Here is a 15,493-nt window from a genome sequence, read left to right on the forward strand (position 1 = left end):
TTAATCATTAAAAAGTGATTTTTATGTTTGAATAATTCACCATTTAAAAGTGATTTATGGGGATTTTAAATAAAAATAATGCAATATGATTAATCTATTTTGTGTGACAAATTATCACAATTACGCTTCTAAATCCTTCCGAAAATTTTATTTTTTTAATACAATTTTTTCGACTAAAAACAGGGTGTATTTCAACCTGAAATCTTAATTTTTTTTTAATATTTTTCTTTGTAGATTTTTTTCTACAAACAGTAAAATTCCCGATTAATCATTAATTTAAATTAAAAATCTGGTAAATTTTATTCACATTTATTTCCCAAAAATATATGACACCCTATAAAACAACATTGCCGTATTGACAATACATCAATACGGCAACATTTATTTCCTTTTATAATTTGAATTATACTTCGCTTTTCAAAATTGATTTTAAAAGATCATTTACCTCATCCACATTGATCACTTTATCTTTTCTCATCATCAATTGATTTCCGTCTTTGCCGATTTTCTCTTTCAGTTGAGCCTCTGCAGGGTTTTTCGTTAAATAATTAATAATCGTTCTGAACTTATTGGTCTGATAAAATTTGTCCTGTGGATTGCCCGGGAAGTATCCAAGAAACACACCGTTTTTCATTACAATTTTTTCAAATCCGATATCTGCAGCAAGCCATTTTAAGCTTACACTTTTTAATAAATTAATGACTTCTTTCGGCAAATCCCCAAAGCGATCTATCAATTCTGATTCAAATTTTTCCAGGTCTTTCTCATTGTCGATCTCTGCAATCTTTTGATAAAGCAACAATCTTTCTTCCGTATTGGAGATGTACCAATCCGGAAGCATCAGTTCCAGATCCGTATCAATATTCACATCTTTGGTTGTTTTAAATAATTTATTCCGCTCCTCTTCGTTTTCGAATAAATTTTCAAATTCCTGATCATCTTTTAATTCCTCCAAAGCTTCCTGCATTAATTTCTGATAGGTTTCAAAGCCCATTTCATTAATAAATCCGCTCTGCTCAGCTCCCAGAAGATCTCCCGCACCACGGATTTCCAAGTCTTTCATCGCAATCTGGAAACCGCTTCCCAGATCCGAAAACTGCTCGATCGCTTCCAGTCGTTTTCTCGCATCGGAAGTCATCATGTCATAAGGCGGCGTGATGAGATAACAAAAAGCCTTTCTGTTGCTACGCCCTACCCTTCCTCTCATCTGGTGAAGATCTGCCATTCCGAATCTGTGGGCATCATTAATAAAGATAGTATTCGCATTCGGAACATCCACCCCACTTTCTACGATCGTTGTGGAAACCAAAACGTCATATTTTCCTTCCATGAAATCCAGGACATTTTTTTCGAGCTGTTTTCCTTCCATTTGTCCGTGTCCGGTGATTACCCTTGCGTCCGGAACCAACCTTTGAATCAATCCTGCAATATCTTTAAGATTTTCAATTCTGTTGTTGATAAAATAAACCTGTCCGTCACGCTGAATCTCATAAGAAACAGCATCCCGGATTGTTTCTTCATTGAAACCAATTAATTGTGTATCAACAGGCTGTCTGTTTGGCGGCGGCGTCTTAATGACCGATAAATCTCTTGCAGCCATCAGGGAAAACTGTAAGGTTCTTGGGATCGGTGTTGCCGTTAATGTCAAAGTATCAACATTACTTTTTAATGTTTTTAATTTATCCTTTACCGAAACTCCGAATTTGTGCTCTTCATCAATAATTAATAATCCTAAATCCTTAAACTTTACAGAACTGCTTGCCAACTGGTGCGTTCCAATGATGATATCTACTTTTCCGTTTTTAAGACCTTCCAGTGTTTCACTTTTTTGTTTGGCCGTCCTGAAACGATTGATATAAGCTACATTTACCGGAAAATCTTTTAATCTTTCTTTAAAACTTCTGTAATGCTGGAAGGCAAGAATGGTCGTCGGAACCAAGACTGCAACCTGTTTTCCGTCGGTCGCCGCCTTGAACGCCGCACGGATGGCCACTTCCGTTTTTCCGAAACCAACATCACCGCAAACCAATCGATCCATCACCGTATCGGCTTCCATATCTTTTTTTACATCAATGGTTGCTTTTTCCTGATCGGGCGTGTCTTCGTAAAGGAAACTTGCTTCCAATTCATTTTGCAAATAAGAATCTGGAGTATAAGCAAATCCTTTCGCTGTTTTTCTTTGTGCGTATAATTGTATTAAGTCAAAAGCAATCTGTTTTACTTTTGCTTTCGTTTTCTGTTTTAAAGATTTCCAGGATGGAGAACCCAATTTGCTTAAAACAATTTCCCTTCCTTCAGGGCCGTTGTATTTTGAAATTTTGTGGAGTGAGTGGATACTTACATATAATAAGTCACCATTTTTATAGGTCAGCTTGAAACATTCCTGAATTTTGCCATCATTATTCACTTTCACTAACCCCATGAATTTCCCGATTCCGTGGTCGATGTGGGCAATATAATCTCCTACTTTTAATGACATTAAATCTTTCAATGTCAGCTGCTCAGATTTTGCAAATGTATTTTTAGCCTTATATCTTTGATAACGGTCGAAAATCTGGTGATCTGTATACACCAAAATCTTGTGATCGTTGTCTACAAAACCTTCGTGGAGTTCAGATTTAAAGCTTTTAAAAGGAAGCTCATGTTCCAGCTCTTCGAAAATAGATTCTAATCTTTCCTTTTGTTTTTCTGTTGAAAAGGAAATCCATGTATCGAAACCTTCATTTTGTCTTCCTTCCAAATCTTCAATCAGTAATTCAAAATTTTTATGGAAAGATGGTTGTGAAGTTTGATCAATCTTAATTTCTGCCAATTCGATCACGCCATCAATGGCAACACTTCCGAAATCTACGGTTTTAAATTTTTTATAATCAAATAAAAATTCCTGATCGGAAATAAATAGTTCCTGTGGCGCTCTGTGAGCAATATCTTTGCTTAACGTTTCATATTTCTCCAACGACTTTTCGTAGAACGCTTTCAGTTTCTGCATTCCGATGATTGCGTTTTTAGAAACCACAAAACTTTCTTTCGGCAATAACTGAAGCAGGGAAACACGGCTTCCGGAAACCGAGAAATTCATATTGGAAACCAGTTGAAATTCTTTTATTTTATCAATAGAAAGCTGTGTTTCGATATCAAAAGTCTTAATGCTTTCCACCTCATTTCCGAAAAATGTGATCCGGTAAGGTTTCTCATTGGAAAAAGAAAAGACATCCACAATTCCCCCTCTCACGGAAAATTCGCCCGGCTCGGAAACAAAATCTGCCTGCTGGAAATTATAATGGTTTAATAATTCATCTACAAAATCAAAATCAAGCTGGTCGCCTACTTTGATATGATGTGAAATGGCTTTAAAATCTTCTTTCTTCAAAACCTTTTCAGACAATGCTCCGGCATATGCAACAATGACTTTCGGAGATTTTTCGGATGTAATTTTATGGATAACCTCCGTTCTCAAAACCAGATTGGCATTTTGTGTTTTCTCCACCTGATACGGCTCAAGATGAGTTGCCGGGAAATACAGAACTTTATCTTTCCCCAACAGGTCTTCCATTTCCGTATTGGCATACAGCGCATCTTCCTTATCGTCCACGACATAAAGAATGGTTTTCTTCTGCGTGAGGAAAAGCTCTGCCGCAAAAATAGAAACTGCAGATCCTGCACTTCCTTTTACAGAAATATGTTGATGGGTATCTAATTGGGTAAAAATTTCTTTTCCAAATTCTTGTTGAAGCAAATCGGGAAGGAACTTTTCGTTGATGGTTTTTAACTGCATAAATAGTAAAAATATAAACGACAAAAGCGATTTCGGGAGTTTTCCGAAACCGTTTGATTTCCACAAAGGTACGGATATTTTTTTCTTTTTAAGGATAATTGAAGATTATTCAAAATTTAAAATAATTCATTAAAAACCTTTTAAATCTTAATATTTTGCTAAAATTTCTAATTAATAGTTAAACCAATTCTAATATTGTTAAGTGGCACCGCATTTGTAAAATTTACCTTAACCAAAACTTTTAAAGAAATAATATTATGAAAAAAGCAATTAGAATTTTAGGATTGTTCCTACTGGTATTTTTTGCAGTCACGTCATTTGCATCTTGTAGTGATGATGATGACCCTGCCAATAACGATTTTTTCGCGGGAACTTACAGGGGAAATATCTCCTACAATGATGCAGACAACGATATCAGTACAGACAATGGTAGTGTATTTGTAACGAAAATAGCGAGTGGTACAAAGTATAATTTTGCCTTCTCCAACGGAATTCCTGACCTGAACGGAATAGAATTTAATCAGGAAGGAGATCATACTTTGGTAATGGTAGGCTCTACAGCCACTTCTTATATAAGAATTGATAATGATGAATTGAAAATATTATACTTAAAGGATGGTCGAACATGGACAGCCAACTGTACACGTTAACCAACTTTTCATACATATGTTAGGACCTGCTTTTTCTATTTAGGGAAAGCAGGTTTTTTTATTGAGAATAAACAGCCCTTTCAAGGTTTGAAACCTTGAAAGGGCTTTAATTAAACAGTAGATTTTCTCTTTCATCGAAATGACAGAGTTATCCATCCATTTAATCTTTTTTTAAGCTGTAATAAACTTTAGTTAAGTTTCAAAAAATCAGTTTTTTCAGCTTGGTTTTTGTATAACTTTGAATCATCAAAACAAAATAATTCTTATGAAAAAATTATTATCTGCATTGTCAATAGTATTAGGACTAGGACTTGCAACAGCTCAGCAAACAGCTCCGGCTACCACAGCAGCACCTCATCCGACTGCTAAAACAGTAAAAGCCGCAAAACCTGCGAAACCCGCTGCTACAGCGACCACAGCAAAACCGGCAACAGCACCTGCTGCCGCCAAAATGAAAAAAGACGGAACTCCGGATAAAAGATACAAGGCAAATCAAAAGCTGAAAAAGGACGGGACACCGGACAAAAGATATAAAGAAAACAAGTAGACTCAACATTATAGTTGTTATTTTCATAATCAAATTTCGAAGAACCGATGATCACTCATTCATCGGTTTTTTTTGTTCCTTATTTCTAAAAGAGTTTAATAATTGTACTTTTTTGACGCAAAGTTTTAATCTGCCAATATTTAAAATAAAGCAGCCAAAGAAGAATCAACAAGTTGATTTGATGAAGCTTTATTTCATGCTTCGCGAAGCAAATTTATTTGCCTTTGCGACGGATGTAAATAATATCTTTGCGTTAGAAAACCTTAATAAAGAGTATTAAATTTTCAAATAGGATCATAAAAATTGTACTTTAAAATTTAAACAAGCTTCAAAAATGATCGCCAATTCTTCAGTTATTTATAAATTTGAGCCATGTTAAACTTCCTAAAGAAAAATGTGGCATTGGCTTGGGCAAAAAAACACGTCCGGAAAGCTGAAGAATTCAAGAAAAATTCTGAGAAAAATCAAGAAGAATTATTATTGTCATTGGTAAATACTGCCCAAAAAACACTTTTTGGAAGAGAACATGATTTTGAAAATATTAAAACCATTAAAGACTTTCAGGAAAGAGTAAGAATCTCCGATTACGAAGATCTGAAACCTTATATCGAAAGAGTAAAAAAAGGACAGGCCAATATTCTCTGGACAGAAACTCCGGAATATTTTGCAAAAACATCGGGAACCACTTCCGGCTCCAAATATATTCCCATTTCAAAGGAAGGAATGCCTTACCAGATAAAAGGTGCTCAGAGCGCGCTTTTCCATTATATTGCTAAAAAAAATAATGCAGATTTTGTAAAAGGAAAAATGATTTTTCTGCAGGGCAGCCCCGAACTGGAAGAAATTTTCGGGATAAAAACAGGCCGCCTTTCCGGGATTGTAGCCCATCACATTCCAAATTATCTGCAAAAAAACCGCCTGCCAAGCTGGGAAACCAATCTTATGGAAGACTGGGAAGCGAAAGTTGATAAAATTGTTGAAGAAACGGAAAAAGAAAACATGACCCTGATCTCTGGGATTCCGCCTTGGCTGATCATGTATTTTGAAAAACTGATTGAAAAACACGGTAAAAAAATCAAACAAATTTTTCCAAATCTTCAGCTGATCGTTACCGGCGGAGTAAATTACGAGCCTTACCGTGATAAGATGGAAGAGCTTTTAGGCGGAAAAGTAGATATTGTTCAGACATTTCCAGCCTCGGAAGGATTTTTTGCTTTTCAGGATGATTATACGAAAGAGGGTTTATTGCTTTTAACCAATCATGGCATTTTCTATGAATTTATTCCATTGGAAGAATATGGAAAGCCGGACGCCAAAAGATTAACCTTAAAAGATATTGAGCTGAATAAAGATTATGCTTTAATATTAACTACAAATTCAGGACTTTGGGCGTATTCTATAGGCGATGTTGTAAGATTTATCGATAAAAAACCTTACAGAATCCTCGTAAGTGGAAGAACGAAACATTTCACCTCAGCTTTTGGAGAGCACGTGATCGCATTTGAAGTGGAAGAAGCCATGAAGGCAACACTGGAAAAATTTCCGGCACAGATTACGGAATTCCATCTTGCTCCACAGGTGAATCCTATTGAAGGACTTCCTTATCATGAATGGTTTATCGAATTTGAGAAAGAGCCTGAAAATTTAGATTTATTTAAAAATGAACTGGATGATCAGCTGAGAAAACGCAACACGTATTATGATGATCTCATCTCAGGAAATATTCTGCAAAAACTTCATATTGCCCTGTTAAAGAAAAATGCCTTCCATGAATATGCAAAATCTCAGGGGAAATTGGGCGGTCAAAACAAAACACCAAGACTTGCAAACGATAGAAAAATTGCAGATTTATTGGAAATTTACAAACTTTAAACACATTTTTTCAATTCCGGAAACGTATATTCGAAAAAAATTATAAATTTGAGAAATTAAAAAATAATAATGAAAGCATCTGTACTTTTAAAATCATCTTTATTGACGTCATTATTTGTAATTTCATCTTGTGCAACTACAAAATACACACAGGATGTTGCAAAAAATGATTATTCTAATTTACAAGCCGGAAGAATGTATGTAGTTACCATGAGAGACGGTTCTAAAAATCAAAGAATGCTATTCCGTAATGTGGATGGCGACAATCTGATCGGGACAGCCGGAAAAAAAGACAGTACAGCCGTAATTATTCCAAAAGCTAATGTAGCGGCGGTAAGAGACAGCAGAAAAGCAAGAACAACAGCAGGAGCTGTAGTGATCGGAGCGGCTGGTGTTGCAGCATTGGTTTTGAGCTCTACCAGAGCAGACAACTAATAGATTTTATCTTTTAGCGTCAATTTAATTTATCATTCAAAAAAATACGATATCTATAGTCTCAAATGAATATTTGAGGCTATTTTTGTCGGATGATTTCGTTTACCCCGTTACAGACATTGCAAAATGTCGAATTCAGAAACCTTCTTACGGGAAGATTTTTTATCGTCTTAGCTTTCAGAATGCTCGCTACATTATTGGGATGGTGGGTGTATCAATTAACAAAAGATCCTTTTTCAATTGGATTAATCGGGCTTTCGGAAGTAATTCCGGCGGTAAGCTGTGCTTTGTACGCGGGTCATGTGATTGATATGAACGAGAAAAAAAGATTGCTTTTAATCTGCAACTATGCCTATATTTTCTTAATCGGATTACTGCTGATTCCCGCTTTCCTGAATGTTGAAATGCATTTTACGGGACATCAGATTACCTACTTTATATATGGTGTAATTTTTTTTACGGGAATTGCGAGAGCTTTTATCGGACCGATTGTTCCTTCCATGATTCCTAAAATCGTGCAAAAGGAGAATCTTCCCAATGCGGTTACTTTAAATCAGGCCACATTCCTTATTTCTTCGGTTTGCGGACATGCAGTCGGCGGTTTCCTAATTGGCTTTTTTGGTGTAAAATGGACATTAATTGTCATTATTTCATTAATATTTTTAGCCTCTTTATTCTTTTTTCAGTTAAAAAAACAATATTCCGAATACAAAAAAGATCAAATTAACGTTATAGACAGTATGCGCGAAGGAATTTCCTATATTTTCAGAACGAAAGAAATTTTGGGAGCGCTGTGTTTGGATATGTTTGCCGTTCTTTTCGGAGGTGCTGTTGCGATGATTCCTGTGTATGCCACTGATATTTTAAAAGTAGGTGCAGAAGGTTTCGGATTACTGAATGCAGCATCAGATATTGGATCGATGTGTATTATAACAATATTGTCCGTTATCCCATTAAGAAAAAACCAGGGTAAGATTTTACTTGGTGTGGTGACAGGTTTTGGTCTTTGTATTATTGGCTTCGGATTGTCACATTTGTATTGGCTTTCATTCATGTTTTTGGTATTAAGCGGAATGCTGGATGGAATTTCGGTAGTGATCAGAGGCACAATTGTTCAGCTGAAAACACCGGACAATATCAGAGGAAGAGTGTTGAGTGTGAATTCAATTTTCATTATGTCGAGTAATGAAATGGGACAATTTGAAAGCGGACTGATGGCAAAATTGCTGGGCGTCGTACGATCTGTAGTCTTCGGAGGAAGTATGACGATACTTGTAGCATTAATCGTTGGAAGCACAAATTCCAAATTAAGAAAAATGCAATATTAAGAACAATACGTATGATTTTATTAAATAAATCTTAAAAACTTTAAATTAAGATTAATAATTTTTTATATTTGTGATATAAAATTTCCCCTACATGAAAAAAACTTTACTAATTTTTTTGAGCTTAATTGCTCAAATATTTTACGCACAGTCAGACTGTACTTCAGCCCTTGCTGTTTGTGGGAATTCTAACATTTCCTATACACCGAGTGGATTCGGAACCATTCAGGAAGCACCTCTGGGAGGAGGTTGTCTAAATACTGAACATTTTTCCGTATGGTACACGTTTACTGTTTCAACGAGTGGAACGCTTACATTTTTAATTACCCCAAACGCGCAGGCAGATTATGACTGGGCGGTTTTTGGGCCGAATAAACAATGTGGTAATTTGGGTGCTCCTATCAGATGTTCTTATGCATCTACTGCAAGTGGTATCTTAACAGGTCTTAATATGACGGCTACGGATACTACAGAAGGTGCAGGTGGTGACGGATTCGTTAAATATATGGATGTAGTTGCCGGAGAAACATATTATCTGATTATAGATAACTTCTCAGCGAATGCCAATGGTTTCGTATTGAGCTGGGGTGGTACTGCTACTCTGTCTTCTCCGTTTACTTCAGCGATTCAGCCAAATCCATTTGTTCCACCGGGAACACCAAGTGCAACGCCGGGTGGTCCTAATGAAGTGATCATCTGTTCTGATCCTGCAACATTTGATTTTACAACACTTTCTGCAGGTATCATCAATGGAAATCCAAACTTCCAGGTGAGCTACCATACGAGCTCAAATGACGCTCTTACTGGTAACAACCCGATTACGGCTCCTCAGGTGGTAAATACGACTACTGTATATTATTACAGTATCAGCTACGTAGATCCTACAAATCCGAATAGCCCGATCAGTAAATGTAAACAAACAGGTACATTTAAGTTCAAGCAAGGAAATATTGTAGCATCTGATGTTACTTTAACAACCTGTAACAACAATAATGCAGGTACCGGTATTTATGACCTAACATCAGCGAATGTTCTTCCATCGGATCCGACAGCGATTAAAAAGTATTATCCGACAATGGCAGACCTTCTTGCAGGTACAAACGAAATTACTAACCCTGCCAACTTTACGTCTTCTACAGGTAATATTTTTGTAAATGTAACAACATTGCAAGGATGTTCGGATAACGCACAGATTACATTGAACTTCTATCCTGAAGTGGTGGTAACTGAAGCTACATTGAGATCTTGCTTTATTCCGGCAAATCCTTCTACGGCTTCATTTAATCTTACGCTTGCAGCAGTAACGACACAATCCGGAGTTACTAAAAAGTATTATCCTTCTTTAGCTGATGCTGTAGCAGGGACGAATGAAATTTTAAACCCCAATACCTACATCTCTCCAAACGGAGTCATATTCATTAAAGTAACAAACGGAAACGGATGTTATGGGGTAGCAAAAGTAACCCTGATAGTACTTCCTCCGGTATATTCTAATGTATTGGAAGACAAAATCATCTGTATGGAAGATACTACGACTTTAGATGCTGGTCCTGGATTCACAGGATACACTTGGAGTACTGGTGCTACTACACAGACGATCAACAATGTAACAGTAGGAACGTATTGGGTAGATCTGAAAACAGGAGAATGTGTAACAAGACAAACTGTAAAAGTTTATCCTTCAGAACAGCCTGTGATTTCAAGTGTTGATATTACCAATAATACAATCACTGTAAATGTGGTAGGAGGAACTGCTCCATATAAATATTCAATGGACAATATCAACTGGCAGGATTCTAACGTTTTCACAAACGTACCTAGAGGAGATAATATGATTTACATAAAAGACTCTTACGATTGTGATCCCATTACGATTACAGTTGTAGTACCAAACTTAGTAAACGTAATCACGCCTAACGGTGACGGAGTAAACGATGTGATCGACTATTCTGCATTAGCAGGAAAACAAAACTTAGTCTTCAGTATTTTCGACAGATACGGAGGAAAAGTAGGTCAGGCTGATAAATTCACCGGATTCAAATGGGACGGAACTTCAGCAGGTAAAAAAGTACCTACAGGAACGTACTGGTATTCTGTAACATGGAATGAAAACGACAAAAAGAATACACCGTTCAAATTCTCTGGATGGGTATTGGTAAAAAATAGAGAATAACCTAAAAATAATACAGAAAAAAACCGCTTTTTCAAGCGGTTTTTTTCAATTCATGAAGCTTAAGCTATAAACTAGACTATAAACTAAATATTCCTAAAAATCATTTACTAATGAAGAAACTATTACTACTCGTCGTAGTGTTTTTATCACAAATGGCTTTCTCACAATCAGATTGCGTTTCGGCAATCCCGGTTTGTGGTAATTCTGATATTTCCTATAATCCCAACAGCTCAGGTACCGTACAGGAGAATACCTCACCAAGCTGTCTGGATGTAGAACATTATTCTGTTTGGTACGTATTCACAGCAGCTACATCAGGTACAATTGAGTTTACGATCAATCCGAATACAGTTCCTAATGTTAACCATTACGATTATGATTTTGCTGTTTACGGAGCAAATATCGATTGCGCTACATGGGATTTCGGTAACGCAGCAAGCTGTAACTTTTCAGGTTTAAGCGGTCCGACGGGATTAAGTTCTACAGAAACTGGAGCTCAATGGAACCCACCTTTAACGGTGAACGCAGGAGAAACTTACTATCTTTTAATAGACAACTACATCCCAAGTAACCCTTATGGTTTCTCTTTAACTTGGGGAGGAACAGCTACCCTTTCTTCAGCATTTACAGATCCTACTTTAGCACCAAATCCATTTATTGCTCCAGGAGATCCCAATCCGGCGGGAGGTCCAAACCTGGTTTCAACATGTCCTTTACCCGGGCAGTTTAATTTTAACACATTATCTGCGGGAATTCTAAATGGTAACCCAAACTTTATCATTACATATCATACGACTGCTAATGATGCATTATTTGGTACGAGTCCTATAACAACTCCAATTACTGTTAACGCTACAGACACATATTATTACAGTATGCATTATCAGGATCCGGCAGATCCGAACAACCCGTTAAATGCTTGTAGACAGACAGGTTCATTTAAATTCAAACTGGGAACAATCACCCCTGAGAATGTGACAATAAAGGCTTGTAACAACAATGGAGCGGGAACAGCAACATTCAACCTATTGTCTGCGAATGTTTATTTTGACAATACTGCTATTAAGAAATTTTATCTTACACTTAATGATCTGAATGCAGGAACAAACGAAATTCAGAATCCTGCAAATTATGTTTCGGGTGAAAAAACAGTATATGTAAAAGTGATCACTACCGGACAATGTGTAGGACATTCAACAATTACATTACAATTCTATCCTTTAGTGGAGGCTTATGATGCAACGATCGAGTCTTGTTTCATCGATTCGAATATCACAACAGCTTCGTTTGATTTAACATTAGCTAATGTGACTTCCCAAAACGGAACCACTAAAAAATTCTATAAAACTCAGGCAGATGCAGTAGCAGGAACCAATGAAATTCTGAATCCTAATGCTTACATCTCTGCAAACGGAGTGGTTTATGTAAGAGTAATCAGTGAAAACAACTGTTATGCAATTTCAAAAATTACTTTAAAAGTTTTACCTCCGGTACATTCTAATGTTCTGAAAGATCAGACGATCTGTATGGAAGACACGACAACCCTGGATGCAGGTCCTGGATTCGACGGATATGAATGGAGCACAGGAGCAACGACACAATCAATTACGAATGTAGGTGTTGGTTCTTATTGGGTAAAATTAAAAACAGGAGAATGCTGGACGTTACAGCCTGTAAAAGTTCTATCTTCTCAACAGCCTGTTATCACGACTATTGATATCACAAACAATTCATTCACAGTAAATGTTGCCGGCGGAAAAGCGCCTTACAAATATTCTATCGATGGTATTAATTGGCAGGATTCTAACGTGTTTACCAATCTTCCGAGAGGTGAAAACAAGGTATATGTAAAAGATGCATTCGACTGTACTCCGATTGAAGTTCAGGTAACGGTTCCGAATCTTCTTAATGCTATTACGCCAAACGGAGACAACAAAAATGATTTTATCGATTATTCAGCTTTAGCGTATAAGAAAAATCTGGTATTCACGGTGTATGACAGATATGGAAACATGCTGTATCAGGCAGATAAAATCAGAAATTATACATGGGACGGTACTTCCGGAGGTAAGAAAATCATCACAGGAACATATTGGTACACGATCACATGGAACGAAAACGATAAAAACAATACCGAAACAAAATACAGCGGATGGGTATTGGTAAAAAATATCGAATAATTTAAAACAATTAATTATCAGACACTTAAAATCACCTCATTATTGGGGTGATTTTTTTATTCACTAAGAAAAAGCCTTTCAATACTAAGGTTTTAGACTTATCAACAGTAAAATATTAGTTACTATTTTTTTATTACTTTTCAAAAAAACTATCTTTGCAGAACTATGGCGCAGAAAGAAACATTATCTTCTTTGACGAACGGGAACTTCGCGAAAGAGCTGTCAATTGCTGATGGAAAAATGCCTCCAAATGCAGTGGATTTCGAGAGACTGGTAATCGGTACTTTTTTGATTGACAAAAAGGGGCTCGATCACTCTATTGATTTGCTTACACCGGAGGTTTTCTATGACCCGAGACATACTGTAATTTTTTCTACTATTTTAAAACTGTACGAAGGTAACCAGCCTGTGGATTTAATGACCATCATTCAGGATCTGAAGAAAGAGGGAAAATTAAGCCTTGCAGGTGGTGACAGCTATATCATTGATCTTACGCTGGGGGTAAGTTCTTCTGCCCACATCGAATATCACGTTCGTGTCATTCTGGAAAAATATATTTTAAGAAGCTTAATTAATGTTTCCGCAAATGTGATTGACGCGGCCTATAAAGAATCAACAGACGTTTTTGAACTTTTAGATAAAGCGGAACAGTCATTTTTTGAAATCACGAACGGAACCATTAAAAAAGGTTTTGACACGGCCAATTCATTAGTAAAACAGGCCATTGACACCATCAAATCTCTGAAAGACAAGCAAGGACTTTCCGGAGTACCTTCAGGTTTCAGGGATGTGGATAAAGAAACCGGTGGCTGGCAAAACTCCGACCTTATCATTATCGCGGCACGTCCGGCGATGGGGAAAACGGCGTTCCTGCTTTCCATGGCGAGAAATATTGCAGTGGGTCACAAAATTCCGATGGCTCTGTTCTCTCTTGAGATGGCTTCGGTACAGCTTATCACCAGGATGATTGCTTCCGAAACAAGAATTTCATCCGAAAAATTAAGAAAAGGAACTTTGGACGACGATGAATGGCAAAGACTATTCTCGAACGTATCAGAACTGGAAAATGCGCCTTTATATATTGACGAAACTCCTTCCCTATCTATATTCGACTTCCGTGCAAAATGCCGAAGACTGGTAATGCAGCATGGTGTACGACTCATCATGGTCGACTACCTTCAGCTGATGACTGCAGGAGGCGGTGGAAAAGGTGTCGGAAACCGTGAACAGGAAATTTCCATGATTTCCCGTTCCCTAAAGGCAATCGCAAAAGAATTGAACGTTCCGGTAATTGCACTTTCCCAGCTTTCGCGTAGTGTGGAAACCCGTCCTGGAAAAAGACCTCAGCTTTCAGATTTGAGGGAATCCGGAGCAATTGAGCAGGATGCGGATATTGTATCTTTCATCTTCAGACCGGAATACTATAAAATTACCGTTTGGGATAATGACGAAGAAGGACAGGAAACTTCAACGGAAAACCAGGCCGAATTAATCATCGCAAAACACAGGAATGGTGCTACAGCCGATGTCCGTTTATCATTCTTAAAGCATTTTGCTAAATTCGGTGATATTGAAGCGGCTTTAGATGGAGGAAGCGCCGGAGGATATCCTTCGAACTTCGGATCCAAAGAGCAAAGTGGTTTTGATAAAATTAAAACGACCATTCAGCCGGGTGCAGCGTTTGACCTTCCGGACAGCTCAAAACTTTCAGGATCTTCAATGAACGATTTTGATGATGAAGATGATTTTCCTTTTTAATTATTAATTTTAAAAAGAGATTGCCCGCGGTGTCAGGCTGAGGCTCTCGAAGCCTTGATTATATAAAAGATCCTAGCTCAGGATGACATCTCTACTAAATTAATAAATCTTTATAACTTTAAGTTTAAATAATTTCAATTAAATACAATTTGAGAATAGAAATATACACCGACGGAGCTTGCAGCGGAAATCCCGGAAAAGGCGGATATGGAATTCTCATGCGTGTTCCTGAAAAAAAATACCAGAAAACGTTTTCCAAAGGCTTCAGAAAAACCACCAACAACCGGATGGAACTTCTGGCGGTAGTTACAGCTTTAGAAAAACTGAAATCTCCGGATAACGACATTCATATTTATACTGACAGCAAATATGTTGCAGATGCCATCAATCAGGACTGGCTTTCCGGATGGATCAAAAGAGGCTGGAAAAATGTAAAAAACCCTGATCTGTGGCAAAAATTTGCAGCTTTATACAACATTCACAAGCCCAAAATGCACTGGGTAAAGGGGCATGCGGGACATTTTGAAAATGAATTGTGCGATAAACTTGCCGTTGCCGCTGCCAGCTCTCCCAATCTTGAAATTGACACGTATTTTGAAAATCTTGAAAATAATTCATTATTTTAATTTATAACGAAACCAATTTAGATTAAAACTTTTCATCATTTCAATGCTTAACTTATCATTTCTTACAAAATAAGCATCATTTGTGGTAAAATTAATATTAAATACATATTAATTGGTTAGGAATTAATATCTTTACGCGTCTAATTTTAAGT

Annotated in this window: 10 protein-coding genes; 9 read left to right on the forward strand and 1 reads right to left on the reverse strand. The window is 37.0% G+C overall.

What is annotated here, in order from left to right; genetic code table 11:
* Positions 1-403: 403 nt before the first annotated feature.
* The gene (gene mfd, locus BMX24_RS13430) at positions 404-3,775 is read right to left on the reverse strand and encodes a transcription-repair coupling factor (protein ID WP_089793523.1); all 3,372 of its coding nucleotides are present in this window, start codon (positions 3,773-3,775) and stop codon (positions 404-406) included.
* Between the two features lie 257 nt (positions 3,776-4,032).
* Between mfd and BMX24_RS13435 the strand changes: the two genes are divergently transcribed.
* The 9 genes from BMX24_RS13435 to rnhA all read left to right on the forward strand — a co-directional run bounded on the left by BMX24_RS13435 (position 4,033) and on the right by rnhA (position 15,341).
* On the forward strand, positions 4,033-4,425 hold the full coding sequence (locus BMX24_RS13435) for a hypothetical protein (RefSeq protein WP_089793525.1): 393 nt from the start codon (positions 4,033-4,035) through the stop codon (positions 4,423-4,425).
* A 265-nt stretch (positions 4,426-4,690) separates the two neighbouring features.
* On the forward strand, positions 4,691-4,972 hold the full coding sequence (locus BMX24_RS13440) for a hypothetical protein (RefSeq protein WP_089793527.1): 282 nt from the start codon (positions 4,691-4,693) through the stop codon (positions 4,970-4,972).
* 372 nt (positions 4,973-5,344) lie between these two features.
* Entirely contained in the window at positions 5,345-6,844 is a 1,500-nt protein-coding gene (locus tag BMX24_RS13445; RefSeq protein WP_089793530.1) for a GH3 auxin-responsive promoter family protein, read from the forward strand.
* Between the two features lie 69 nt (positions 6,845-6,913).
* Complete coding sequence (locus tag BMX24_RS13450) at positions 6,914-7,279, forward strand: hypothetical protein (RefSeq protein WP_089793532.1); 366 nt, start codon at positions 6,914-6,916, stop codon at positions 7,277-7,279.
* 92 nt (positions 7,280-7,371) lie between these two features.
* Positions 7,372-8,607: an MFS transporter gene (locus BMX24_RS13455; protein ID WP_089793534.1), complete on the forward strand. Its 1,236-nt coding sequence runs from the start codon at positions 7,372-7,374 to the stop codon at positions 8,605-8,607.
* A 91-nt stretch (positions 8,608-8,698) separates the two neighbouring features.
* The gene (locus tag BMX24_RS13460) at positions 8,699-10,777 is read left to right on the forward strand and encodes a T9SS type B sorting domain-containing protein (protein ID WP_089793535.1); all 2,079 of its coding nucleotides are present in this window, start codon (positions 8,699-8,701) and stop codon (positions 10,775-10,777) included.
* 110 nt (positions 10,778-10,887) lie between these two features.
* Entirely contained in the window at positions 10,888-12,957 is a 2,070-nt protein-coding gene (locus BMX24_RS13465; RefSeq protein WP_089793537.1) for a T9SS type B sorting domain-containing protein, read from the forward strand.
* 165 nt (positions 12,958-13,122) lie between these two features.
* Positions 13,123-14,715: a replicative DNA helicase gene (dnaB, locus tag BMX24_RS13470; RefSeq protein WP_089793538.1), complete on the forward strand. Its 1,593-nt coding sequence runs from the start codon at positions 13,123-13,125 to the stop codon at positions 14,713-14,715.
* 149 nt (positions 14,716-14,864) lie between these two features.
* Positions 14,865-15,341, forward strand: coding sequence for a ribonuclease HI (gene rnhA, locus BMX24_RS13475; RefSeq protein WP_089793540.1), 477 nt, complete (start codon positions 14,865-14,867; stop codon positions 15,339-15,341).
* Positions 15,342-15,493: the final 152 nt, after the last annotated feature.

Source organism: Chryseobacterium wanjuense (assembly GCF_900111495.1).
GTDB lineage: Bacteria > Bacteroidota > Bacteroidia > Flavobacteriales > Weeksellaceae > Chryseobacterium > Chryseobacterium wanjuense.